At 63.1% G+C, this 22984-nt stretch carries 25 protein-coding genes; 12 read left to right on the forward strand and 13 right to left on the reverse strand.

The genetic code is table 11. The annotated features are described in order from the left end of the window. The 3 genes from K940_RS33350 to K940_RS30365 form a co-directional block, all read left to right on the forward strand. On the forward strand, positions 1 to 1729 hold a 1729-nt coding region (locus K940_RS33350; RefSeq protein ID WP_369797541.1), incomplete at its 5' end, for a replication initiator. Positions 1730 to 1782: 53 nt separating this feature from the next. After that, complete coding sequence (locus K940_RS0125125) at positions 1783 to 1971, forward strand: AlpA family transcriptional regulator (protein ID WP_028479729.1); 189 nt, start codon at positions 1783 to 1785, stop codon at positions 1969 to 1971. Then, positions 1971 to 3233: a site-specific integrase gene (locus tag K940_RS30365; protein WP_036530318.1), complete on the forward strand. Its 1263-nt coding sequence runs from the start codon at positions 1971 to 1973 to the stop codon at positions 3231 to 3233. The genes K940_RS0125125 and K940_RS30365 overlap by 1 nt, the downstream gene beginning before the upstream one ends. Before the next feature lie 93 nt (positions 3234 to 3326). Here K940_RS30365 and K940_RS0125135 read toward each other — a convergent pair whose 3' ends face one another. From K940_RS0125135 to K940_RS0125160, 6 genes are all read right to left on the reverse strand, one after another. Then, positions 3327 to 4550 (reverse strand): acyl-CoA dehydrogenase family protein, encoded by a 1224-nt coding sequence (locus K940_RS0125135; protein ID WP_028479730.1) that lies wholly within the window; start codon positions 4548 to 4550, stop codon positions 3327 to 3329. Positions 4551 to 4579: 29 nt separating this feature from the next. Beyond that, positions 4580 to 5971 carry an acyl-CoA dehydrogenase family protein gene (locus K940_RS0125140; RefSeq protein WP_369797542.1) on the reverse strand — a complete coding sequence of 464 codons (1392 nt, stop codon included), beginning with the start codon at positions 5969 to 5971 and terminating at the stop codon, positions 4580 to 4582. A gap of 262 nt (positions 5972 to 6233) precedes the next feature. Beyond that, positions 6234 to 7139, reverse strand: coding sequence for a permease-like cell division protein FtsX (gene ftsX, locus K940_RS0125145; protein ID WP_028479732.1), 906 nt, complete (start codon positions 7137 to 7139; stop codon positions 6234 to 6236). Further along, a complete protein-coding gene (ftsE, locus tag K940_RS0125150) occupies positions 7139 to 7828 on the reverse strand; it encodes a cell division ATP-binding protein FtsE (RefSeq protein WP_028479733.1) in 690 nt (229 codons plus the stop codon). Before ftsE ends, ftsX begins: the two co-directional genes overlap by 1 nt. 94 nt (positions 7829 to 7922) lie before the next feature. Continuing rightward, positions 7923 to 8048: a hypothetical protein gene (locus K940_RS34010; RefSeq protein WP_255342627.1), complete on the reverse strand. Its 126-nt coding sequence runs from the start codon at positions 8046 to 8048 to the stop codon at positions 7923 to 7925. A gap of 16 nt (positions 8049 to 8064) precedes the next feature. After that, positions 8065 to 8925, reverse strand: coding sequence for a mechanosensitive ion channel family protein (locus K940_RS0125160; RefSeq protein ID WP_028479734.1), 861 nt, complete (start codon positions 8923 to 8925; stop codon positions 8065 to 8067). Positions 8926 to 9184: 259 nt separating this feature from the next. On the opposite strand from K940_RS0125160, the gene K940_RS0125165 reads away from it, so the two are divergent. Further along, positions 9185 to 9577, forward strand: coding sequence for a hypothetical protein (locus tag K940_RS0125165; RefSeq protein ID WP_155981121.1), 393 nt, complete (start codon positions 9185 to 9187; stop codon positions 9575 to 9577). 69 nt (positions 9578 to 9646) lie between these two features. Here K940_RS0125165 and K940_RS0125170 read toward each other — a convergent pair whose 3' ends face one another. Beyond that, positions 9647 to 10243, reverse strand: a complete 597-nt coding sequence (locus K940_RS0125170) for a helix-turn-helix domain-containing protein (RefSeq protein WP_028479736.1) — start codon at positions 10241 to 10243, stop codon at positions 9647 to 9649. Between the two features lie 89 nt (positions 10244 to 10332). On the opposite strand from K940_RS0125170, the gene K940_RS0125175 reads away from it, so the two are divergent. Both K940_RS0125175 and K940_RS0125180 read left to right on the forward strand, forming a co-directional pair. Then, complete coding sequence (locus K940_RS0125175) at positions 10333 to 11343, forward strand: NAD(P)/FAD-dependent oxidoreductase (RefSeq protein WP_028479737.1); 1011 nt, start codon at positions 10333 to 10335, stop codon at positions 11341 to 11343. Positions 11344 to 11485: 142 nt separating this feature from the next. Then, entirely contained in the window at positions 11486 to 12451 is a 966-nt protein-coding gene (locus K940_RS0125180; RefSeq protein WP_028479738.1) for an alpha/beta hydrolase, read from the forward strand. A gap of 181 nt (positions 12452 to 12632) precedes the next feature. Here the strand turns inward: K940_RS0125180 and K940_RS0125185 are convergent, their stop codons facing one another. Together K940_RS0125185 and K940_RS32740 are read right to left on the reverse strand one after the other, a co-directional pair. Then, entirely contained in the window at positions 12633 to 13655 is a 1023-nt protein-coding gene (locus K940_RS0125185; protein ID WP_196812368.1) for an NADP-dependent oxidoreductase, read from the reverse strand. Positions 13656 to 13661: 6 nt separating this feature from the next. Then, positions 13662 to 13823, reverse strand: a complete 162-nt coding sequence (locus tag K940_RS32740) for a hypothetical protein (RefSeq protein WP_155981122.1) — start codon at positions 13821 to 13823, stop codon at positions 13662 to 13664. A 327-nt stretch (positions 13824 to 14150) separates the two neighbouring features. Here K940_RS32740 and K940_RS0125200 point away from each other — a divergent pair, with 327 nt between their 5' ends. From K940_RS0125200 to K940_RS33355, 4 genes are all read left to right on the forward strand, one after another. Further along, positions 14151 to 15128 carry a YafY family protein gene (locus tag K940_RS0125200; RefSeq protein WP_028479740.1) on the forward strand — a complete coding sequence of 326 codons (978 nt, stop codon included), beginning with the start codon at positions 14151 to 14153 and terminating at the stop codon, positions 15126 to 15128. Between the two features lie 629 nt (positions 15129 to 15757). Further along, the gene (locus tag K940_RS0125205) at positions 15758 to 16165 is read left to right on the forward strand and encodes a RidA family protein (RefSeq protein ID WP_028479741.1); all 408 of its coding nucleotides are present in this window, start codon (positions 15758 to 15760) and stop codon (positions 16163 to 16165) included. Between the two features lie 576 nt (positions 16166 to 16741). Next, positions 16742 to 17788 (forward strand): C45 family peptidase, encoded by a 1047-nt coding sequence (locus K940_RS30370; RefSeq protein WP_081706665.1) that lies wholly within the window; start codon positions 16742 to 16744, stop codon positions 17786 to 17788. 386 nt (positions 17789 to 18174) lie between these two features. Next, positions 18175 to 18354, forward strand: a complete 180-nt coding sequence (locus K940_RS33355) for a hypothetical protein (RefSeq protein ID WP_196812369.1) — start codon at positions 18175 to 18177, stop codon at positions 18352 to 18354. Here K940_RS33355 and K940_RS30375 read toward each other — a convergent pair. From K940_RS30375 to K940_RS30380, 4 genes are all read right to left on the reverse strand, one after another. Then, a complete protein-coding gene (locus K940_RS30375) occupies positions 18331 to 19149 on the reverse strand; it encodes a bifunctional 2-polyprenyl-6-hydroxyphenol methylase/3-demethylubiquinol 3-O-methyltransferase UbiG (RefSeq protein WP_196812370.1) in 819 nt (272 codons plus the stop codon). The genes K940_RS33355 and K940_RS30375 overlap by 24 nt on opposite strands. A gap of 230 nt (positions 19150 to 19379) precedes the next feature. Next, positions 19380 to 19847 (reverse strand): NUDIX hydrolase, encoded by a 468-nt coding sequence (locus K940_RS0125235; protein WP_028479744.1) that lies wholly within the window; start codon positions 19845 to 19847, stop codon positions 19380 to 19382. 131 nt (positions 19848 to 19978) lie between these two features. Then, entirely contained in the window at positions 19979 to 20773 is a 795-nt protein-coding gene (locus tag K940_RS0125240) for an inositol monophosphatase family protein (protein ID WP_028479745.1), read from the reverse strand. Then, a complete protein-coding gene (locus tag K940_RS30380) occupies positions 20770 to 21627 on the reverse strand; it encodes a DUF5919 domain-containing protein (protein WP_051407541.1) in 858 nt (285 codons plus the stop codon). The genes K940_RS0125240 and K940_RS30380 overlap by 4 nt, the downstream gene beginning before the upstream one ends. Positions 21628 to 22132: 505 nt before the next feature. On the opposite strand from K940_RS30380, the gene K940_RS0125250 reads away from it, so the two are divergent. After that, complete coding sequence (locus tag K940_RS0125250; protein ID WP_028479747.1) at positions 22133 to 22459, forward strand: hypothetical protein; 327 nt, start codon at positions 22133 to 22135, stop codon at positions 22457 to 22459. 39 nt (positions 22460 to 22498) lie between these two features. Beyond that, the gene (locus K940_RS0125255; RefSeq protein WP_196812371.1) at positions 22499 to 22981 is read left to right on the forward strand and encodes an NUDIX hydrolase; all 483 of its coding nucleotides are present in this window, start codon (positions 22499 to 22501) and stop codon (positions 22979 to 22981) included. Positions 22982 to 22984: the final 3 nt, after the last annotated feature.

The following is a 22984-nucleotide window of genomic DNA, read 5'->3' on the forward strand; positions in this document are numbered from 1 at the left end:
GCAGACCGCGGCGTCCGCTCCGGTTGCTGGTGTGGCCCCGCAGCGGATGACCGCCGCCGAACGACGCGCGATGCCCGATCTTCGGGATATCGCCGAAACCGTCGCCGAGCAGCATGGCGTGTGTGCGCGGGTGGTGCCGATGCGCGCACACGACCCGAACACCGGCCGTGTCTCCTACGTCGGTGCCCCGTGCAAGGCCACTGTCGCCTCGACGTGCCCGGCGTGCGCGAAGGCGAACAAGTTCGTGCGAGTGACCCAGCTCAAAGAGGGTTGGTGCGCCGACCACGAACCGGTACAACCGCAACCGGTCGTCACCGACGCGCAGCAACAGGTGCTGGCGGCGCGGGCCGATCAGTTCAGTCGGTATCACGATGCCCGCCGCGATGGTGATCACGTCCTGGCCGACGGCATCAAAGATTTGGTGGCTGATCTCGATGTCGAGCTGCGTGAACTCGGGGTTCGTGGCCGCCTACCGGCCCTCGAACGAAACCCCAAGCGTGGGGCGAAGTCGACCCGGCGCCGTGACGACCTACCAGACCTACCGCGCAGGAAGGTCGCGCGCACCACGATCGGCACCGCCTACGCAGGCGGCAAATATCGGCCCTCGACGTTCCACACCCTGACCGTCGATTCCTACGGCGGGATCAACCAGGTCTGGGATCTCGAGGGCGGTAAGGACAAGCGCGGGGCGTGGGTATCGGATGGTTCACCACGCGACCCGGACTCCTACGACTACGCGCGAGCGGCCCGCGACATCATGCACGTCAAAGCGTTGTTCGACCGGTGGATGCAGAACTTGCGGCGTGCGGTGGGCTGGAACGTGCAGTACTGGGGCTCGGTCGAACCACAGAAACGCGGCGCCCCCCACATCCACCTCGCGATCCGGGGTTCGATCCCGAAGAAGCTGCTGTACGCGGTGACCGCGGCGACCTACCGCAACATCTGGTGGCCACACCACGATCGGGAGGTCTACACCGGCGACCGGATGCCGGTGTGGGACCACAGCGCCGCCACGTTCGTGGACCCGAACACCAGACAGCCACTGACCTACTGGGATGACGCGCTGGAGGTGATCGATTCTGTCGACGATATCGAGCCTGCGCACACGCTGCGGTTCGGTGGTCAATCCAAGCCGATTCAGATCATCGCGGGCACCCCGGAAATGGATCGCAAGGTCGGGTATCTGACCAAGTACCTCACCAAGTCCGTCGCTGAAGTTCTCGACTCCGACAGTCCCCGCGTCAACCGTCACTACGAGCGTTTGCACGCCGAACTTCAGCGCACGCCGTGTTCACCGACGTGTGCGGTGTGGCTGCGCTACGGCATCGTGCCCAAAGGCGCCACCGACAAAACCCAACCGGGCCGCTGCCGGGGCCGTAACCATCGCCGGGACCTGCTCGGTGTCCCCGGTAAACGGTGTGTGTCCTCCACGAAGTGGAGCGGCAAGACCATCCCTGACCACAAGGCCGAACGCCTGGACTTCGTCCGCAACGAACTCGCCGCGATCGGCATCATCCCACCCGATACCTCCCACCTACGGATCACCCCGGTCGGTCCTGGTGACCGGGACGCGCCTCCACGCTCGCATCTGGTGATGGCGCTGGTCTCGGCCCGGATCACCCAACGCGCCCAATACACCAACGCCCGCCTCGCCACCGCGCAAGGACCGCCAGGTGGGCACATCGCACCCAGCGCACAGCAGAACCCGCCGAGCCTGATGGCGGCATGAGAAGCAGGCCGTAGCCGACTACATTGCCGGACTCGACCAATAGGAAGATCGAAATGGACTTGCCAGACAACCGGCTGTGGACGGTCGAGGAAACCGCCTACTTCCTGAATGTGCCGGTGAAGACGTTGTACCAGTGGAAGTGGCTGGGGGAGGGGCCGCCGGTCCGGAAGTTGGGCCGGCACCTGCGCTACAACCCCTCGGCGGTGCGGGCGTGGGCTGAACCGGAAGCACAGGTGGCCTGATGGGGCACGTCGAGGATCGCTGGCAGCGGCCGAAACGGGATGAGAACGACACCCTCGTCCTGAACAGTCGTGGCAAGCCGGTGATGGAGCGCACCGAGCTGTACGGCCGTGGGATGCGGTACCGGGTGCGCTACATCGATCCGGCCGGAGTGGAGCGGTCCAAGTCGTTTCCGGATCGGCAACGCAAACGCGCCGATGACTTCCTGATAGAGGTCGAGTCCGACAAGCGCGAGGGCAAATACATCGATCCGCAGTCGTCCAAGAAGACCTTCCGGCAACAGGCCGAGAGCTGGGTTCGCGCTCAATCGGCCGACCCGGCTACACGGGCGGCGCTGCATGGTCGGCTCGAATCGCGCATCTATCCGGTGTTCGGGGATCTTCCGATCGGCCGTATCGCGGCATCGACCATTCGCGATTGGGTCAGTGCTCTCGAGGAACGGAAGTACGCCGACAACTACAAGGCGGTGCTGTTCGACATCGTGGCCGGTGTGCTGGAGACGGCGGTTGATGATCGGCTGATCCGGGATAATCCGTGCCGCGCGAAAACGGTTCGCCGGCCGGTTCGTCGGAGCCCCAAGGTCGAGATCTGGCCTGATGAGCGTGTCGCACTGGTTCGCCACGGTGTCTCCGTGGTCGGTGATCGGTACTCGGTGGTTGTGCCGATCGGTGTCGGATTGGGTCTTCGGCAGGGCGAGTTGCTCGGGCTTTCGCCGGACGATATCGACCGTGAGGCGATGACGGTGCATGTCCGGCGGCAGGTGAAGTACGTCAAGGGCACGCTGATGTTCGCTCTACCGAAGCGCGAAAAGACCAGGTACGCCCCGTTATCGCGGACACTTCTCGACGTGATCGATGGCCACTTGAAGCGGTTTCCGGCTCGGCCGGTCACTCTGCCTTGGGGTTCGGCAACTGGCGAGCTGGTGGCCGTTCGCCTGCTGATCGTCAAGGCTGACGGTGTGGCGTTGAGCGGTGACCTGTTCAACAAGATCGTCTGGAAACCGGCATTCGGCAAAGCGGATTTGGCCTACCGGAATCGGTCCGATGGGATGCATGCGATGCGGCATCTCTACGCCTCCAAGCTGCTCGGGCGCGGGGTGAGCGTCAAGGAGCTGGCCGACTACCTGGGTCACGACGATCCGGGATTCACGCTCCGGGTCTATACCCACCTGCTTCCGTCCAGTCATGAGCGGGCGCGCCAGGCCGTCGACGATGCCGCCGGCATATGGGAACTCCCTGCCGATGACGGCCTGCGGACGGCCTGAGAGCTGATGCGGCCGTCGAACGCTCTCGCTGGAAGCATGAAACCGGTCCGGGTCACTGAAGCGACTCAGACCGGTTTTGCGTGCCTGACCTGCCTATTTCAGTTCGGCGCTGGTCTTGCCGAGGATGCGGCGGGCGACGATGAGTTGCTGGATCTGTTGGGTGCCTTCGAAGATGTCGAGAATCTTCGAGTCCCGGCCCCACTTCTCCAGGAGTTCGCGCTGGGAGTACCCCTCGGGTCCCGCCAACTCGACTGCTTTGAGGGTGACGTCGGTTCCGGTGCGACCGGCCTTCGCCTTGGCCATGGACGCTTCGAGTGAGTTCGGCTTCTTGTTGTCGGCCATCCATGCCGCGCGCAGAGCGAGTAGGTATGCGGCCTCGTAATCGGCTTCCATCCGGAGGAATTCGGCGGCAGCGGCGTGCTGATTGTTCGCCGGGGTGTCGTAGGAGACCTCGATACCGGCCGCGGTCAAGATCGCGCGCAGCTCCTCGAGTGCGGCGCGGGCAACACCGACCGCCATCGCGGCGACCATGGGACGGGTGTTGTCGAAGGTCTGCATGACCCCGGCAAAACCCTTCTCCACATTGACCTCTGGGCTGCCGAGGATGTTGTCCTTCGGAATCCGGCAGTCCTGCAGCAGCAGCACGGCCGTGTCGGAGGCCTTGATCCCGAGCTTGTGCTCGAGCCGCGCCACCGAGAGACCGGGCGCGTCGCGCGGCACGACGAACGACTTGATCGCTGCACGACCGAGGTTCTTGTCGACCGTTGCCCACACCACCACGTGGGTCGAGCGCTGGCCCGCGGTGACGAAGATCTTCTCGCCGTTGAGCACCCACTCGTCACCATCGAGCACGGCAGTGGTGGACACGGCGGCGGAATCGGACCCGAAGGACGGCTCGGTGATCGCCATCGAGGCCCACACCTTGCCGAATCGCTCGATCTGCTCGTCGGTGGACACGGCAGCAATGGCCGCGTTGCCCAAACCCTGATACGGGATCGACAGCATCAGACCGACGTCGCCCCAGGAGGTTTCCAGGGCATTCATCAGGGCGGACATATTGCCGCCATTGGAGTTTCCGAGCAGCTCGGTGGCATGGCTGTCGCTGTCGCTCGAGCGGCCACCGGACGCGCCGCCGATCTGCTGGGTGCCGGAGTCCGACAATCCGTCGATCATCGCGGCCATCGTGTCCAGCTCCACCGGGTAGGCGTGCTCGGCGAGATCGTACTTGCGCGAAATCGGGCGGAAGATCTCCTGCGCGACCTGGTGCGCCTGGTTCGCGCTGGTCCGCAGCTTCTTGGGGAGTTCGAGATTGATCATGGGGTGTCTCCTGGATACAGAACGGCCGGTCAGATGAGCACGACGCCTTCGGCGACGCCGATGGCTCGCAGGTCGCGGTACCAGCGTTCGACCGGGTGTTCCTTGGTGAAGCCGTGGCCACCGAGAAGTTGGACGCCGTCGAGGCCGATCTGCATGCCTTTGTCGGTTGCGAGCTTTCGGGCCAAGGCCGCTTCACGGCCGAAGGACAAGCCCTGGTCTGCGCGAGCGGCGCCACGCAAGGTCACCAGCCGCAGGCCGTCGAGTTCGATCGCGATATTGGCGACCATGAAAGCCACCGCCTGGCGATGCGAGATGGGTTCGCCGAACGCTTCCCGCTCGTTCACATACGGGGTCACGTAGTCCAGCGTGGCCTGGCCGGTGCCCACGGCCAGCGAGGCCCACCCGAGACGTGCCAGCCGCACGGCGTCGGCGTAGTCCGCGGCGCGGGTGTCGGCGTCGCCGTCACCGAGAATCGCCCCGGCGCCGACGGCCACATTGTCGAGGATCAGTCGGCCCAGACCCGCAGCGCGTAGGCCCATGCTCGGGTCGGCTTCGACGATCAGGCCGGAGGCATCCGACTCGACGATGAACAGTGCGGGTCGTCCGTCGAGCTCCGCGGCCACGAGGAACAGTTCGGCATCGGCCGCCGCGGGCACCAGGGTCTTCACCCCGGAGAGGCGATAGCCGCTCGGCGAGCGCGTTGCTTTCGTCTGCAGCGCGAACGGGTCGAACAGGGCGCGCGGCTCACTGATCACCACCGAGGCCTGTGGCACGTTCTCGCCGGTGAAGGATGGCAAGTAGGTCTTCTGTTGCGCGTCGCTGCCCCATTGCGACAGAGCGACCGCGACCCCGCTGGGCGCCAGGATGGGCAGGGCCAGACCCATGTCGCCGTGGGCCAGTGCTTCGGCGACCAACGAGTTGGTGACCGCCCCGCGCTCGGTTGCTGCGCCCTCGAGTTCTTCGGGAACGTTGATCAGGGTGATACCGAGTTCGGCAGCCCGTTCGAGCAGGTCGAGCGGGGCCTTGGCGGCGTTGTCGGCCTCGTAGGCGGCGGGGCGCAGGATCTCGGCGGCAAAGTCCCGCACCGTCTCGACGATCATCTGCTGTTCGTCGGTCGGCGTCAGGTCGAAGTAGCCCTTGTTCGCCGATGCGGGAGCCAGGCGCTTCGGCGCGCCGGTGCCGGTGACCTTGGCGAATGCGCGGGTCGCGGCGCCGAGCGTACGGAAGCCGGTCTTGGTGCCCTCATAGGTGACGCGCTCGATCGGCTTGCGCAGGTTGTACTTCTCGGCGAGTTCGGATCCAGCGAAGGTCGTCATGACCCGCATCGCCGCGCCCATCCAGTCCCGCTTGGTTTGGGTCAGCCCGACAGCGGACGTGTCCGGACGTCGCTGCGTTGCGCTGTCTCGAGTACTCATCATCACCTATTTCTCGGATGTTGGTGCGGTCGATCGCCAGCTATCTTACTCCAGAGTAAGAAAAGCGTCGAGGCACATCACGCCCGGTACACGTGGCATCGGATCGGATCGCGCAGCGTCGCCCTGTGGTCTCCGCTACCTCGACCCGGACATCGGCGAACGGACCGACGTGTCGTGCGAGCGCCGGCTGGGGATCGGTTGCCGGGGTATCGCAGCGGGCGCCAGCACGGATCACAAGGCAGCATCGCCGAGAAACGACACTCGAGCGTCACTCGCGAACGTAGTACCGCAGCGTCCCATATGCGGTGACGGCAGCGAACGCAATACCGACCGGCGCGATGATCAGCGCGGTCATCGCGATGTCCTCGCCGGTGATGCGGGGGAAGACCTTGCTGGTGAACAAGTCGCCGAGCGCGCGGTCGATCACCAGTGGGCGCGCGGCGAGCAGCCCGAGCCCCGCAAGCACCGAACCGGCCAATGCCGCGGTCACTGCTTCGAGCAGGAACGGCAACTGGGTGTACCAGCGGGTCGCGCCGACCAATCGCATGATGCCGACTTCGGTTCGCCGGGTGAAGGCCGCGATCTGCACCATGTTCGCGATCAGCAGCAGCGCGGCCAATGCTTGCAGCACGGCCAATCCGAAGGCCGCATTACGCAGCCCGTCGAACAAGCTGACCAGACGGTCGACGATGTCCTTGTCGTTGCGTACCACGCCGACACCTGGCCGATCGGCGAAGGTCGCGTAGATCGTCGGATACAACTGAGCGTCTTCCATCTTCACGCGCAGCGACGCGGGCAACGGCGTCTCGCTGACGTATTTCGCCAGCTCGGGCTGGTCTTTGAACGTCTTTTCCTTGGCTTCTCGGACCGCCTCGTCTCGATTGATGAATTGGACCGCCTGCACTCCGTCGTTCGCCTTCAGGTCGGCCATGAGCGCACGGCACGGGTCCTGTGAGCAGTCCTGGTCGGTGGCCGAGACCTCTTCGGTCAAATACAGCCGGACCTCGAGTCGGTCGAGGAAGTATTGCTCGGTCTTGTCCGCGATTCGTACCGCCAGGAGTCCGCCACCCAGCATGGTGAGCGAGACCGCGGTGGTCAAGATCATCGCGACCGTCATCGTGACGTTGCGGCGTAGTCCCGCGACGACCTCACCGAGCAGGAAACTCGCGCGCATTACCGCCCCACCCCGTAGACGCCGGTCGCCTCGTCGCGCACCATACGGCCGTGGTCGAGCTCCACCACGCGCCTGCGCATCGCGTCGACGATGTGATTGTCGTGGGTGGCCATCACCACGGTGGTGCCGATGCGGTTGATGCGTTCCAACAGCAGCATGATGTCGGCGCTGGTATCCGGATCGAGGTTGCCGGTCGGTTCGTCGGCCAGGAGCACCAACGGCCGGTTCACCGACGCTCGGGCGATGGCCACGCGCTGCTGTTCACCGCCGGACAATTCGGTCGGCAGCCGATCGGCCTTACCGCCGAGACCCACCATGTCGAGCACTTCCGGGACGGTGCGGTCGATGAACTGACGCCGCTTGCCGATCACCTCCAGCGCGAATGCGACATTCTGGTACACCGTTTTCTGTCGCAGCAGCCGGAAGTCCTGGAAGACGCACCCGATACGCTGCCGTAGCTTGGGTACCTTGCGGCTGGGTAGCCGATCCACCTGGAAGTCGGCAACGGTGATCTCGCCGGCGGTCGGCACCTCCTCTTTGAGGAGCAGCCGCATGAAGGTCGACTTGCCCGAGCCGGATGGTCCGATGACGAAGACGAACTCGCCCTTGCCCACATCGACGGTGATGTCCTCCAGCGCGGGTCGCGCCGAGGTCGGATACGACTTGGTCACGTTCCGCATGGTGATCACGGGGTGCCAGTGTAGCCAGCGATCGTATATGGCCAGCGCTGCCGCGGATGGCCTGCGCGCTGTACACCCGGGCGTGGGCGCAGCGGGCGGGTCGCTACTGCGGCGACGACTCGGCCGTCACGGCGGGAATTGCGTTGACCAGGGTGGCGGCCGGCCCGCGCACTGTCGTGTCCGGCTTGACGAAGGCGTACAACACGAACGTCGCGCCCCAGGTTGCCATCAGAATCGCCGTAGATCTACGTGGCCGCACTGATACCCTCCTGCCGCAATGCGGCGGCTACTCGGACGCGAAGTTCACGCCCGACTTCGAACTGTTTGCCGGGCAGGGTGCGGGCGACCATACGGATGTTCATCTGGTCGACGGCGAGATCTTCCACGCCCATCACGGTGGGCTCGTCGAGCAGCAACGGCTCGAGGCGAGCATCTTGGTAGGCCTTTCTGCCGACTTCGTGCAAGATCTCGTTGACGCTGGTGATGTCGGCACCGGCCGACACCGGAACGTCGATCGCGGCACGAGCCCAATCCTTCGACAGATTGGTGACTTTGACGATCTGCCCGTTGGGTACGGTGATCACCTCGCCATCCGCATTGCGCAAGGTGGTGATCCGTAAAGTGACGTCTTCGACTGTGCCCTCGGCGTTTCCTGCAGCGCCGGCCACCGCGATCCGGACCACGTCCCCGAATCCGTACTGCCGCTCGGTGATCAAGAAGAACCCGGCCAGAATGTCCTGCACGATGCGTTGGGCGCCGAAGCCGAGTGCAGCGCCGAGCACCGCAGCAGGCGCGATCAACCCGGTGACGGCGAACCCGAGCCGGCGCAACACCTCCATGGTGATCAGCACGTAGACAATGGCCAGCACCACTCCGGTGATCACCTGGGCCAGCGCGTGGCGGTGTTTGGCCGCCTCGGTCCGCACCAGCGCGTCACTGCTGCGGAATCCGGCGTCGATCTTGCGGGTGACCCGGTCTCGCACGAATGTGGTGAACCGACTGAACAGCACCGCGCCGAGGACGAGTAGCACGATTTCCAGGCCCGGACCGCGCAGCCACGTGGTGAAACCAGTGGAAGTGATCACCTGCACTTCGGTGACATCCATCCAACTCGCCTACTCTCGAATCCGTAGGCGGATCATGTCACAACCGAAAACGACAGTTACCCATGAGGTGTGGGTGTCGAGGCTCTGCGATCTCATAGCCCCATGAGCCTAACGGCTCCGTGCGCTATCGCCAGGATGACAGGTGTTGCGCGGACTCCTGGCGATATTGCCCGGCCGAACCGGTGGAGGAGGCGGAAATCCGCACTGGAGATGGTGGACCGAACAATGAGTGCATGGGGTCGGCAGGGAGGGAGAAGCTATGAGCTTTCTATGGGGTATGGCTGGCATCGTCGTCTTTTTCGTGGCGCTCGATCGGGTGGCCGTGCGGGCGGAGAAGCGTGGTTGGATCAACTGGCGCCGTGCGGGTGGAGGAAGCGGCGGCGCAGGATTGTTCAACGCCGCACAAGAACTGATCACGCCATCCACCAGGCATGCGGTCGAGGAGCAGCACCGACTGCAGACAACGCGACTCACCCACAGCGCCGACGGGTCACCGTGGTCCCTCGACACCGACCGCGGCGTCCTTCACGTGCGTCGAAGCTCGACCGATCCCGCGCGCGACACCCATCCGGATCGCGATCGGGCCGGCCAGGATGCCAGCACAGCTGGGCAGCAGAGACGAACTCGGGGTACCGACGAGTCCGATCGGTGAAGTCCGGCTGCCGGTCACCCAGCCGGGCAGTGCCGCTCACATACGTAGTCGTCCCGATGACTCATCCGTTCACGGGCTGGGGGCATCGGGGCGGTAGCGAGCCTTGATGTGAAAGCGTTCGCCCTGGGGGCCGAGGATGGTCAGGAATTCGACTGCTCGGGCGTCGGCGTTGCCGAACCAGTGGGGAAGTCGGGTATCGAACTCGGCGACCTCGCCGGTGGTGAGGACCAGGTCTTGGTCACCGAGCACGAGGCGTAGTCGTCCACTCAGGACATACAGCCAGTGGTACCCCTCGTGTGAGCGGGGATCGGGTTCGCGATCGGCCTGGCCGGCGTGGAGTATCTGCTTGAAGGTCTGCAACCCACCAGGTTTGCGGGTGAGCGGAACGAAGGTCTTGCCGTTGCGAGTGATCGGTTGCGGATACACCCGGGGGTCGAGACGAGTCGAGGCGCCCACGAGTTCGTCCAGCGGCATCTGGTAGGCCTTGGCCAGGGACAACAGGTGCTCCAGGCTCGGTTTGCGGTGCCCGGATTCCAATCGAGACAAGGTGCTGATCGGAATGTCGGTGGTCTGCGAGAGTGCGGTCAGGGTCGAGCCCCGGTGGCGGCGTAGCTCACGCAGCCGTGGTCCGAACGCGGCGAGCACGGGGTCCAACTCATCGCTCATGGGTCCACTGTGCCCACACTTTGCGGATCTGGCAAAGAACTTTGTCAAAACGGCGACAGCGAAGCATCGTGGCCGCGGAGGTGATCACAATGACTCAACGACCCCAACCCGGCAATGGTGATCTGTACGACGTGGTGATCGTCGGTGGCGGTGCAGCGGGCCTCAGCGCGGCGCTCACCCTCGGACGTGCTCGGCGATCGGTAGTGGTGATCGATGGCGGCGAGCCCCGCAACGCGCCAGCGGCCCACATGCATGGCTTCCTCTCTCGTGAGGGCCTTCCGCCCGGCCAGCTGTTGGAGATGGGACGGCAGGAGGTGGCTCGCTACGGCGTGCAGGTCATAGCCGGTCGTGCACGATCTGCAGCGCGCGACGGCGCGGGACCCGACCGGACGGAGTCCGAAGGCGGATTCGCCGTGGAACTCGAGACCGGTTGGACCGTGGGGGCGCGGCGGTTGCTGGTCACCACCGGGATCACCGACGAACTGCCAGCCATTCCGGGTCTGCGACAGCGGTGGGGGCGCGACGTGTTGCATTGCCCCTACTGCCACGGTTGGGAGGTTCGCGACCAGCCGATCGGTGTTCTGGGCATCAGCCCGATGAGCGTGCACCAAGCCTTGCTGTTTCGCCAGTGGACCGACCGGCTCATCTATCTACCGCACATCGGCCCCCACCCCGATCCGGAGCAGGCCGAACAGCTGGCCGCACGAGGGATCAGGGTCGTGCCCGGCGAGGTGACCGGTGTGGAGGTCGACGACGATCGCCTCAGCGGGGTCCGGCTGCGCAGCGGTGAGTCGATCCCACTGCAGGCGCTCGTCCTCGCGCCCCTCGCTGTCCCGCGCGCGGAGGTCTTGGATTCGCTCGGTCTGGAAGCCACCGAACATCCGATGGGGGTCGGCGCCTACATCACAGCGGACAAGACCGGCCTCACCTCGGTACCGGGCGTGTGGGCCGCAGGCAATCTCACCGACCCGTCCGCGAACGTGCTCGCATCGGCTGCCGCTGGTGCAACTGCTGCGGCAGCGATCAACGCCGACCTCGTTGCCGAGGACACCCGCCGTGCGGTGGAGGCCGGTAGAGATCGCCTCTCGGCCGAGGTGTAAGCCAGCGGCCAGTGGCAGGCGGATCAGGCCTGGGTCGCGACCGCACCCGCTGACCACTGTGCCTTCTGACCGACAAGGGACATGACAACCGTCGTGGGCCATCTGCCTTCGGCGCCCCGAATACCTTTCCGAGGAGCTCTACATGATCGAGACGACCGCCGGGCCGGTGCTGGAACCTGCCGCGGCAGCCTTCGCCGAGGCCACCGCCGAGCCGCCGTACCTCTTCCAGATCCCGCCGGCCGAAGGTCGCGCCGCGGTCGACGAGGTACAGTCCGGCGAGATCGCCAAGCCGGAAGTGGACGAGGAGTGGGTGACCGTCCCCGGCGGCCCCACTGGCGAGGTCCGCGCCCGGATCGTCCGCCCAGCAGGCGCCACTGGCGCCCTACCGGTCATCATCTACATCCACGGCGCGGGTTGGGTATTCGGCAATGCGCACACCCATGACCGCCTCGTCCGTGAACTCGCCGTCGGGACCAGCGCGGCCGTCGTCTTTCCCGAATACGACCGCTCCCCGGAGCACCGCTATCCGGTCGCCATCGAGCAGAACTGGACCGTGGCTCGCTGGATCGTCACCGACGGCGCCACCAAAGGTCTCGACGCCACCCGAATCGCGGTCGCGGGCGACTCCGTCGGCGGCAACATGAGTGCCGCGCTCACTTTGATGGCCAAGGAACGCGGCGGGCTCGAACTGCGTCAGCAGGTGCTGTTCTATCCGGTTACCGACGCCGCATTCGATACCCCCTCCTATCACCGGTTCGCGGAGGGGTACTTCTTGCGTCGCGACGCAATGTTCTGGTTCTGGGACCAGTACACCACCGACGAGTCCGAGCGCGCTCAGATCACCGCTTCGCCCCTGCGCGCCACCACCGAACAGCTCACCGGCCTGCCTCCAGCGCTGGTCATCACCGCTGAGGCCGATGTCCTGTGTGACGAGGGCGAGGCCTACGCCGACAAGCTGCGTGCTGCGGGGGTGCCCGTCACGGCTGTTCGCTACCAGGGCGTCATCCACGATTTCGTCATGCTCAACGCCCTGCGTGAGACCCAGGCCGCGCAGGCTGCCATCAGCCAGGCGATCGCGACCCTGCGTACTGCGCTCGCCACCGTCTGACGCCGACGACCGCGATCGGCCACCGCCCGTATTACCGACCAGCACGCGAATCACTGCAGGGACGGGACTGCCGGGTGGTGGCTGCTGCGGTGGCCGGATTTGCCGGTTCCCTTGATCAGCGCAGTGCTGGAACGTAACTAGCGCAGTGCTCGAAGGAGAATCGACGCTGAGCCGCCGTCGCTCAGCTGAGCTTGACGAGCGGCACGCCCTGGGACTTTCGATCGATCTGGTCCACGAGTGCCTGCGGAACGGCGGTGATGCCCCCCTCGATGATCGTCGGTGCGAACGTGAAAACTCCGTCTCGCACCCAGGCGTTGAAGTTCATGTTGTATTCATCGAGATCGTTCGAGTTGTAGTCGGTGATGAACCCCCGGATCGTCACATCCTTGAGAACCACGGTTTCGATGTCCAATGTCGGATACTCGCCGGACAGCGCGCCGCAGAGCGCAAAGCGTGCTTTGGACGCCGCCACCGACAGGGCAGCCTCGAACTGTTCACCTCCGACGTTGTCGAAGAATACGTCGATGCCGTCGGGGGCCAGTTCCGCGAGACGTTCGGCGATGGGCCCGTCGTGGTAGTCGAAAGCCCCGTCGAAGCCGAGGTCGTCGACCAGATAGGGGATCTTGTCCTTGCTGCCCGTGCTCCCGATGACCTTGGCGGCACCGCGGCACTTGGCGATCTGCCCGGCCAGCGAACCGACACCGGATGTCGCGCCGGCCACGAAGACGGTGTCGCCTTTGCCCACGTTGGCGATGGAGACCATTCCGCGCCAAGCGGTCATTCCGGGAGCCCGGAACAGGTGGTAGGCGGAGCCGGGCAGCGCGTCCCGGTCGAGCTTGGCCAGACCCCAGCCGGTAGTGCTGCAGATGGCGTACTCCCGGAAGCCGCAGGTGTGGTAGACGAGATCTCCCACCGCGTAGTCGGGGCTCTTGGAGCGGACGACCGTCCCGACCGTCGGGGTCCAGGGCGGCTCGCCGATTTCGTAGGACGGCATCGGCAGGTCGGGATTGGGCTCTGCCCCCATCAACTCGCGCAGGACCACCGACAACAGCATCCATTCGTTGCGGACAAGGATCTCGCCGTCGGTAGGCTCGTTCACCCGCACTTCGACCTCTTTGAACTGCTCCAGCGTCATGGCGCCCTCCGGCCGGGACACCAGCAGTATCTCCTTCGCATGTGCGGGAATCGCGGGGTTGTCCATCATTTCTCCTTACTGATCGAGATGAATCATCTGGCTTTGTGTCGCAGCGGTGACTGCCTCGGGGCCGCCGCCCTCGCGCAGTGACCTGCCGGTCAGATTGAGAAAGACGTCGTCGAGAGTGGGTGTGCCGACTTCGAGTCCGGCCACTTCGAGTCCCGCGTCGTCCGCCATTGCCTCGGCCGATATAGCCGATGTGTCTGCGCACACCCCGCTGCTGGGTTCTTACGTCGTAGCCAGCCACCTCGGCTGTGCCTGAACTCGGTGGCAGAAGCGTGGTGAGCATCCGGATCGTCGTGCTCTTGCCAGCGCTGTCCCCGGAGGGCGACCATGGCGCCAACTTCGACATTCAGATCGAGGGACCGCACCGCCTCCACGGTGTGCTTCTTCATGGTGAAGCGTTTGGCCAATCCACGCGCTCTGATCAGCATGCCTTCCATGCCAGCTAGGCTAGGTCTAATTCCGGTCACTCTATGTCCGCAATTAGGGGAACCCTGAATCATGGTGAATACCAGTGCGCGGATGCTGCGGTTGCTGTCCCTGTTGCAGACCAACCGGTTCTGGCCCGGAGTCGCGCTGGCCGCACGACTGGAAGTGAGTGAGCGTACCCTGCGACGCGATATCGACCGCCTGCGCGACTTGGGATATCAGGTAGCCGCGAACCCGGGCGTCGCGGGTGGATATCAATTGCGGCCCGGTAGCGCCATGCCTCCCTTGCTGCTCAGCGACGAGGAAGCGGTGGCGATCGTCGTTGGGCTGCGCGCCGCCGCCACGGGTGTCGTGGACGGTATCGAGGAGACATCAGTTCAGGCGCTGACCAAGCTGGTCAAGGTGATGCCGCCGAGGCTGCGCAGGCGTGTCGAAGCGCTACAGACCTACACGGTGCCGGTCGTGGTCGATCGCGGTCCCACGATCGACACGTTCACCCTCACGACGATCGCGCAGGCCTGCCGCGACGACGAGCGGTTGCGGTTCGGCTACACCGCAGCAGACGGCGCACGCACGACGCGACTGGTCGAGCCGCACCGCCTCGTCTTGCATGGGCGGCGTTGGTATCTCGTCGCCTGGGACGCCGATCGTCGTGATTGGCGTTCGTTCCGGGTCGACCGGCTGTCCGACCCGCAGATCACGGGCATCGAGTTCCATCCACGTGAACTGCCCGGAGGCGATGCGGCCGCCCTCGTCCACGGGCGCGCCGCCCGCACACCACCGCGATACCAGGTCGTGGTCCGGGTGTCGGCGACAACCACCGCGGTGGAAGAAGCCGTCGTACCGTGGGGCCGCGTCGAAACACTCGATGATCACTCGTGCCTGCTGCGGATGGAGGTGGACTCCATGGAGTGGCCGACACTGGTGCTGGCATCGGTCGGCGCCGATTTCGAAGTTCTCCAGCCGCCCGAGCTTCGGGACTATCTCCGGACCGTGAGTGAGTTGTTCGCCCGAGTCGGCCACGAGACCAGAGAGGATAGCGCACCCTGATTTCCGATGACCGGATGCGCGATTCGTATACGGCTGTGAAAGATTCGACCGAAATGCTATCGCTCGTTCCAGCACCGCGTAACCAGCGGAGGATCTGTTGTGGCTGAGATGACATGGATGTCGCCGGTAGAGTCCGGACCTCGCGTATATTCCAGGGGCGCCTCGATCCGGCGCACATCGATCGACCCGCTGAGGGGCCGAAAGTGCGGGGCGAGACGGGACCCAGCGGAGTACGATCGCCCAGCCCTCGCGACCGGAACCTTCGCAGGACCCACCCCACTACATCCGGACCAACAAGAAGATACGTAATTTTTGAGGAACGCAGCATTGAGGGAGAGGTCAGGATCATCGAGCGCCTCGCCGATTCGGAGCTGACTACCTGGTCGACTCCAGGTTGCGACGAAGGCGATCGCGGTGCGTTACGCGCGGGCTACCAAATCGGACGAGTCGCGACTCCTCGACGTCGATAGCGGACTACTCCAAGCAGATCAATACGGTTGGTTACCAGACACATTGAGTGAATCGGACGCGAGTCGGGAGATGGGGCAGCTGCAACGCGCAGATGCTGGGCAGTTGCTATGTCGGGTCGTGCGGCGCGATGGCCGCGCCCAACGAAGGAGGGACCCTTCATGGTCGTGCAGCTCGTCAACCCCGAATGCCTGCCAAAACCTGAGGTCTACCGTCAGCTGTCGATAGCTCAGGGCTCGAAGCTGGTCTTTCTGGCCGGACAGGTAGCACGGGACGCCGACGGAAAGCCTGTCGGCCAGGGCGATTTCGCCGCTCAGGTCGAGCAGGCCTACGTGAACATCGGCCGCGCTCTCACCGAGATCGGTGGCTCATTCGATGACATCGCGAAACTGACCATCTACGTCGTCGACTGGAGCGAGGACAAGTATCCGCTCTTCGGCGAGGGTGTGGCCAGGGCTGCTGCCCAACTCGGCGTCGATCCAGTCAAACCCATCACCATGCTCGGCGTGGCAGCGCTCGGCGAACCGGACATCATGGTCGAGGTCGAAGCCACTGCCGTCATCGATTGACCCCTGTCCTGGACCAACGAAGGGCCGACCGGTCGGCGCATCAGCCGCGCGCCGACCGGTCACCGATCACGTTGCCGAGGCAGTGTCCCCAACGCCACGTTTGGCCGCTGACCGAATGAAACAGCAGATCGGTCGCTTCGCGCCGACACCGACCATCGAGATTCCCGATGTCCGATCCTTGCCGGAACGTGCGTGCTACCCCGGCTGACCCGATCACCGGCAAACTCGCCGCGATGTGCGCGCATCACGACGAAGAGTGCCGGCTCCCCACGAGATGGCGTGATCTGGCCGACCTGATCCCGATCATCCGAACCTCAGGCTTCGATGCCGTCCCGATCCTGCTGGGCCTGGAGTACCAACGACAACACTCCAGGCCCGACGCTCAGTGGTGGCTCTGCCACCATGGGCTCGCTGACTGTTGCGGTTCATGACGCGCCGGGCTCGCCATAGTCGTGCGAAATAAAATATTTCCCACTTGAAAATGGCCATTTTATGAATTACGGTGTGCATTCTGACCGGGCGGCTCGATGACTGTGCCTGTGTTCTGGACCAATAGAAAATGGAGGTTGTCGGTAGATGTATCATCCGAGACTGGCTGGGGATCACTATGATATGGGGTTTCGGTACGGAAGTCTCCTCGAAAGCAAGGGTGTCCCTCTGGGGGGTGTGATCCGGTTGTCGGATCAGCAGATCGAATTCGGGGAGGCTTCTCTCGGGATCGCAGAGGGGATCATTCCCGATATCATGCGGGAGGTCAGAGGGCTCGCGGATGGATTGAAAATCGAATACGCGAGGGTGGCGTCCTGGCTGTTGTCGACATACTGCTCCGGAGATATCCACGGTTGCAGCTGCTTCGCTGTCAACATGGGTGGAGAAGTATATTTCGGTAGAAACAGCGACATGTTTCCCGAGCTCAAGGCGACCTCGGAAAGTGTGCTGTACAGACCCACCGGCAGGAACGTATTCATCGGGCATTCGACTTCCATGATCTTGCTGGAAGACGGCCTGAACGAGCACGGCCTGGCGGCTGGTATGACCTTCATGATGCCCAAGTCGGTGAAGCCGGGGCTGAATGCAGGGTTCCTGGTCCGGGCCATCCTGGAGGAGTGCCGCACCACATCCGAAGCGATCGACTTCATCCGGGCTGTCCCGATATCTTCGTGCCAGAATATCGTTCTGGCGGATCAGAATGGAGACCTGGCCGTCGTCGAGTGCAGCGCGAACCGAGTCGAGGTCACGAGAGGCGGAAGTTCCGTCATTGCAACCAATCATTTCACTATCGATGCGATGTTCGGTGAACACGCAAACCCCGAAGAAAACTGGCACAGGTCCGAAGAACGATTCGCCACCATCCAGAGTTCCCTGGGCGACATCGGTTTCGATTTGGACTCTGTGAAAGACATTCTGAGTGGAAAAAGAGGGTTCATGTGCCAGTACGGGAGAGGGGAAAATTTCGACACGCTTTGGTCTGTAGCCTACCGGCTGAGCGATCTGCACAACGAGATAGCCGAAGGGAATCCCGCCAGGACGAAGTTCAAACGCGACGGCAGGCTGGCGTGGGGAATCGGCAAGGAACGGAGCGATAGTTTCGAATCAGATCGCAACGTCACCAGGACGGCCTGATGATCTTTGTCGCCTGACGGTGGCTCCGTTGATCCAGAACGAAATGCCGACACACCTTTTGCACCGTGGGCGCGTAGTGGGGAAACACACGTAGCAACCTCACCTCCTCGATGCCGTGCGCCCGCCAGACCCCGCCATCGGGGGCGCACGGTTGTCCGCACCACCGGTGCGGATCAGAAGATCCGAACGCATAGTTCACTGGTCGTGTCGGTTCCTCGCGCCATACTGATGTCATGGGGTATGAAGCCGTGCGGGGGCATTCGCGCAGGGGGCGGATAGGCGGGAGTTACGTGAGGGGGTCGGTCCGATTCACCGACCGGCGCGCACCTCAACGGCCAGGGCGTTACCGGTCACCGTACTTTCACGGATACCGCAGCGCGTCGCCGATGCCGATCCTATGGGGCCTCGGCGCGCTCGTGGGCATCCCGGTTCTCGTGCTGGTGGTGCTGACCATTACCCACATGGGATCTCCGGAGAGGCCGGCCGACACCGTCGTGGTGTCGTCGACTCTCGCGCCCGAGCAGCCGATTGCCCCGCCGAAGTCATGCTTCCCGTTCAACTGCTGACTGTCGCGTCCGAAGTCGAATCTTCGAAGAATCTTCTGCGTCTGCGGGGCCCGTTGCCGGCTTCATTCGAGTGGTGGCGGCAAGGGAGTACATCAGCGGCATACGGGGGGTTCGGTCGGGATAGCGAAAGTTACTCCCGTCGGTGACCAGAGCGCGATAGCGCTGGAATGGGATCGTGTCGTGCTCGTGGAGGAACTCGATGCGCAGCCCGGCGGCCGCGATCGTGCTGACGACGTCACCGACAGTGTGGTGCCATTCGGTGGCGGAGTTGTGCGTAGTCGTGGTTTCCCAATCGGCGTAGGTGCCCGGCGAGTGGTAGGTACGTGGCCCACGAGCAAAATAGTCCTCCACCACTGCGGCCCCCGTGGCGTCATCGAGAGTGTCTGTGATCGGATGGAATTCGACCAGGTAGAGCCGCCCGCCGGGACGCAGCAATTCCGCTTTCGCGGCATCGTAGACATCCGCGGTGACGAAGCGTGTCTTGTGTGCGATGCCGATCTCCTCAGCGAGACCCGAGGCAGCGTCGATGGCTGCCGCGGAGAAGTCCACGCCGCTGACGCGCGCCCCGTGGCGCGCCCAAGACAGTGTGTCCAGACCGATGTGGCATTGCAGGTGGACCAGGTCGAGGCCGTCGACATCTCCGACCTCGTCGAGCTGGAATCGGTCGAGACCATCGTCACCGGCGCGGAAGACGTCGAGGTCATAGAACGAGCTTGCAGCATGGATTGGAACACGTTCGTCCCAGTGTCGTCGATTGTCATCGACCAGCTCGGCACTGTCGGCAGTATCTGTCATGGCAACGACACGAGCACAGTGCGAGCTGTGCGTGCAAGGCGTTTCTTGACTGCGGGCGCGTTGTTCGGCGTGATGCTGCAATGTAGCCGCACTGGTCGAACTTTTGGCGGATCTCGGCCAAGCGTAGTTCACCCGCTCAGAAGCAGGTGATCGTTGAGGTTGTCTCCGAGCGCTTATCGCTTTTGTCCATGCTGCATCGCCTGTTACAGATGCGGCCATGAATAGTCCGTCTATCGGACGACTGGATACTGTCCCGATCGCCAGTCGTTCACACGACGGCGGATACCCTCCACCATCGGCAGCGAATCAACCTCTCGTGGATCGAACCAAGCTACTTCGTGGGATTCATCCGATACGGCGAGTTCTCCACCTGTCGGCCTGCCCAGAAGGCAAATCGAGAACTCTTGCCGCACTTCACCATCATCGTACGCGAAGACGTGTCCCGGATTGGTGTACGTTCCGACTATCCCGGTGATGACGATGTCGACACCGGTCTCTTCCTTGGTTTCACGGATACCGCAACCGGCAAGCGATTCGCCGAGTTCCATCCTTCCACCGGGAAGAGCCCACATGCCGTTGTCGACTCGGCGCTGCAACAACACTTGGCCTCGGTCGTTCACTACGACCACGGACGCCGCAGGCACCAAGCTGTTGGGCGTCGGTGCGTTCGGATCACCTTCGTAGTCATGTCGACGCATCGTGCGCTTCCTCCCAAATGTTGCCTCCACGGGGCAATAGTTCTTCTATCGATGCCGGTTTCGATACCCGGAGAGCATCCAACCAAAGTCATTTCCGAAAGCCCCACGCCGCCGCAGGGGATGAAGCCATGTCACGTATCGGCAATGAGGCGCACCAGCTCGTTTGCGATAGTCGGATTCGCTGCCACTGTATGCTGCGAGTGCTGCGAGTGAGGGCTTCCATCGGAGTCGGTCACAGTCGCTCCGCCCTCGCGTGCGATCAGCACGCCAGCTGCCACGTCCCATTGTTTGTTCGACATGATTACGCAGCCGTCCGTTCTTCCTTCGGCAACCCATGCCAGATCCAGTGCCGCAGAACCGAACATCCGCACTCGCTCGGCCCTGTTCACGATTGCTTCGGTGATGGCGAATCGTTGCCGGTTCCGACGCGCTGAGTCGGGGCCGACGGCGTAGTCTCCGAGTGAGATGACCGCGCCGCGAAGGGATTCTGCCTTCCCGGCTCGGATCGGTGACTCATTGCAGAATGCTCCTCCGTGCTCTTCCGCGTAGTACTCGAGTCCTAGAAAGGGAGCGGAAATCACCCCAACGATCGGCGTTCCGTCGCGCACCAAGGCTAGCGAGACACCGCAGAAGGGCAGACCGTGAATGACGTTGGAGGTTCCATCGATCGGGTCGAGAGTCCATACGTTCCCTGTGCCTCGGTCGTCGAACAGAGATCCCGAAGTCTCCTCCCCCAGGAAGCGTATCGTCGGTGTCTCCGTCATCAGGCGCTGCTGCATCGTATCCTGGATACGTAGGTCCAATTCGGTAACGAAGTCGCGTTCAATCTTTTCGTGGATGTGGCCGACGTCCGAGTTGGTCAACAGATCTGCACCTTCCGCGACGGCATTCCGCGCGATGGTCAGGAACTTGCTGGTTGCGCTCACTGGTCCGCCTCTATTCCGCTTGCCCACATGCTGTCGAAAACGCTTTTGAATGTGTTGAAGATACCTTCGTTCGAGGACCTTCGGGCTACGAAGGCAGGCGACTCGACCCCGCGTGCTCGTGGAAGATAAGGCTGCATCACGCAGAGCTGGTCGTCTACAATCGTAACGTTGAAACGAACCGGCTCGTCATAAATTCGAATTTGAATCGATCCAGTCGTCTCGAGCATTGCCTGGCGCTGAACACGTTGAAGCGCACGGATGTTGAGTTCGGTGAGGCTCGATAATGTCCCGGGTGGATGTCCCTCTTCTTGCTCACGGTGCTCGATGCTCCCACCTGCTGGATCAAGAAACAGGCAGCGAATCGCAGTACCAGACTTCAGAAGTCTAAAAATATCTTTGTCTGAATACTGCTGGCACAAGATATTGAGTGAGATACCGACTAGATCTATCGATCGCGCACTGCTGAACATAGCTTGTGGTGGCATCGCATGAACGAAAATTGTTCTATCAGTATAGACAGCTTCGACATCGGCTGTTCGATGGGAGCAAGTTGGGTGTCCCGCTTGCGCCTGGAGACGAGGTTCGCTTCCTAGGTCTTCGATAGACCCCGTGTGTGGTGCGAAGAGTTCTTGTACCGAGCGATCGGGGAACATCGCCTGAAGAATCTGGCAGTGATGAGGATAAGGAAGTCCGGTGATGGTCCCCGAAAGCCATCTGTAGAACTGCGCTTTCTTCGGTCCGCAGCCGACGAGGTCGGGATCCACCCGTCGCGCGAGCCGGTCGTACTCCTTGTTGAATGCTGAGACCGTCTGCAGGTGTCGCTGTTGCAACAGTGCCTTCAGAACCGTGCTCATCACGCCCCTGTCTTCGATCGTTCAATGATCAGCATGTACCAATCTACTGCATATGAGACATGGAAGAAACCTGTTGAGGCACAGATGTTCTGAGAGAGAACGGAACAGCATCGACATGATACGCCGCTGAAAATATTCTGAATATCGAGCCTTCCGACTATCTCACACAAGGAGCGATACAAATTGTTTGTGAGCTCACCGGCGCCAATTGCCATGCCCTGCAGGATATCCGACCTCAGCAACATGGCCACATCGACCGATATCAGCGTGAAGACATTCAAGAATTGGAACAGTCATGGAATTCGCCATGACTCGATTTCCTGGCGGTTTGGCGCACAAACATGCTCGACATGGGCAACTTCTGCGCGGCTTGCCATGGGCGAGAAGCTGGCTACATGGATACCAGACCGTGGCACAGTGCAAATGCTTGTCCACCTGGTGGCAGAACTCGTGGTACCACCGACCGTGGCGGAGAATTGGAGACCCCAATGACGGGCAAGCGGCCATGCCAGTAAAACCTACCGCTCTGGGCTACCTGCGCCGCGACATTTCCGGCATCTCTCAGGACTGGCACGAAATCCAGATCCGCAGCCTCGCCAAAAGGCTCGGCTACGACCTGGCGAAGACAATCGTGTTCGGGCCACGCACCGATGCTCCGGTCATACGCTTGATGAACGCAGTCTGGGCTGTCGAAGCTGCTGCCGTGGTTGTGCCCAGCCTCTGGCACTTCGACTCACACGTTCCCTATGAGCTGGTCGAACTCGCTGATGTCATCACCGTGACTCCGCAACGCACCTATCAGCGGAAGCTTCCGAACCCGTTCGACGCTTGAAACAGACCTCCTCGCCCCATCGCCGATAGTGTCTGTCGAATGGACTCCGAGCAAGCCGAATTCGTTGCCCAGCTGCCTGGTAAGCGAATGGGGGCTGGGGCGCTGTTCGTCGATGAGTTGGACCGGGTGTTGCTGGTAGAGCCGACATACAAGGATCATTGGGAACTGCCGGGCGGCGTTGTGGAGGCTGGTGAGTCTCCCTATGCTGCGGCTGTCCGGGAGATCCGGGAGGAGCTGGACCTTGTGGTGCCCATCGGGCGACTCCTCGTGGTGGACTGGGTTCCCCCCGGTCGCTATCCCAGCGATGGGGTGAAGCTGATCTACGACGGCGGATTGCTGAGCGTCGACCGGACGGCGGAGATAACTCTTCGGGCGCAAGAGCTTCGATGCTGGGCATGGTCTGATGACGGAGAGGCTGCAAAGCGCCTTCCGGGTGCGTTGGGTCGCCGCGTGGCGGCAGCTCGCCGGGCTCGGGCTCAGCGTGCGACTGCGTACTTGGAGGATGGCTTCGCCGTCGTATGACTC

The sequence above is a fragment of the Nocardia sp. CNY236 genome, from assembly GCF_000482385.1.
Classification (GTDB): domain Bacteria; phylum Actinomycetota; class Actinomycetes; order Mycobacteriales; family Mycobacteriaceae; genus Nocardia.

Excerpts from the sequence above, each read along its gene's own strand:
- K940_RS0125125 (WP_028479729.1), top strand. The coding sequence starts at position 1,783 with ATGGACTTGCCAGACAACCGGCTGTGGACGGTCGAGGAAACCGCCTAC.
- K940_RS30365 (WP_036530318.1), top strand. The coding sequence starts at position 1,971 with ATGGGGCACGTCGAGGATCGCTGGCAGCGGCCGAAACGGGATGAGAAC.
- K940_RS0125135 (WP_028479730.1), bottom strand. The coding sequence starts at position 4,550 with ATGATCAATCTCGAACTCCCCAAGAAGCTGCGGACCAGCGCGAACCAG.
- ftsX (WP_028479732.1), bottom strand. The coding sequence starts at position 7,139 with ATGCGCGCGAGTTTCCTGCTCGGTGAGGTCGTCGCGGGACTACGCCGC.
- K940_RS34010 (WP_255342627.1), bottom strand. The coding sequence starts at position 8,048 with ATGGCAACCTGGGGCGCGACGTTCGTGTTGTACGCCTTCGTCAAGCCG.
- K940_RS0125160 (WP_028479734.1), bottom strand. The coding sequence starts at position 8,925 with ATGGATGTCACCGAAGTGCAGGTGATCACTTCCACTGGTTTCACCACG.
- K940_RS0125165 (WP_155981121.1), top strand. The coding sequence starts at position 9,185 with ATGAGCTTTCTATGGGGTATGGCTGGCATCGTCGTCTTTTTCGTGGCG.
- K940_RS0125170 (WP_028479736.1), bottom strand. The coding sequence starts at position 10,243 with ATGAGCGATGAGTTGGACCCCGTGCTCGCCGCGTTCGGACCACGGCTG.
- K940_RS0125175 (WP_028479737.1), top strand. The coding sequence starts at position 10,333 with ATGACTCAACGACCCCAACCCGGCAATGGTGATCTGTACGACGTGGTG.
- K940_RS0125180 (WP_028479738.1), top strand. The coding sequence starts at position 11,486 with ATGATCGAGACGACCGCCGGGCCGGTGCTGGAACCTGCCGCGGCAGCC.
- K940_RS0125185 (WP_196812368.1), bottom strand. The coding sequence starts at position 13,655 with ATGATGGACAACCCCGCGATTCCCGCACATGCGAAGGAGATACTGCTG.
- K940_RS32740 (WP_155981122.1), bottom strand. The coding sequence starts at position 13,823 with ATGGCGGACGACGCGGGACTCGAAGTGGCCGGACTCGAAGTCGGCACA.
- K940_RS0125200 (WP_028479740.1), top strand. The coding sequence starts at position 14,151 with ATGGTGAATACCAGTGCGCGGATGCTGCGGTTGCTGTCCCTGTTGCAG.
- K940_RS0125205 (WP_028479741.1), top strand. The coding sequence starts at position 15,758 with ATGGTCGTGCAGCTCGTCAACCCCGAATGCCTGCCAAAACCTGAGGTC.
- K940_RS30370 (WP_081706665.1), top strand. The coding sequence starts at position 16,742 with ATGTATCATCCGAGACTGGCTGGGGATCACTATGATATGGGGTTTCGG.
- K940_RS33355 (WP_196812369.1), top strand. The coding sequence starts at position 18,175 with ATGCCGATCCTATGGGGCCTCGGCGCGCTCGTGGGCATCCCGGTTCTC.
- K940_RS30375 (WP_196812370.1), bottom strand. The coding sequence starts at position 19,149 with ATGACAGATACTGCCGACAGTGCCGAGCTGGTCGATGACAATCGACGA.
- K940_RS0125235 (WP_028479744.1), bottom strand. The coding sequence starts at position 19,847 with ATGCGTCGACATGACTACGAAGGTGATCCGAACGCACCGACGCCCAAC.
- K940_RS30380 (WP_051407541.1), bottom strand. The coding sequence starts at position 21,627 with ATGAGCACGGTTCTGAAGGCACTGTTGCAACAGCGACACCTGCAGACG.
- K940_RS0125250 (WP_028479747.1), top strand. The coding sequence starts at position 22,133 with ATGCCAGTAAAACCTACCGCTCTGGGCTACCTGCGCCGCGACATTTCC.
- K940_RS0125255 (WP_196812371.1), top strand. The coding sequence starts at position 22,499 with ATGGACTCCGAGCAAGCCGAATTCGTTGCCCAGCTGCCTGGTAAGCGA.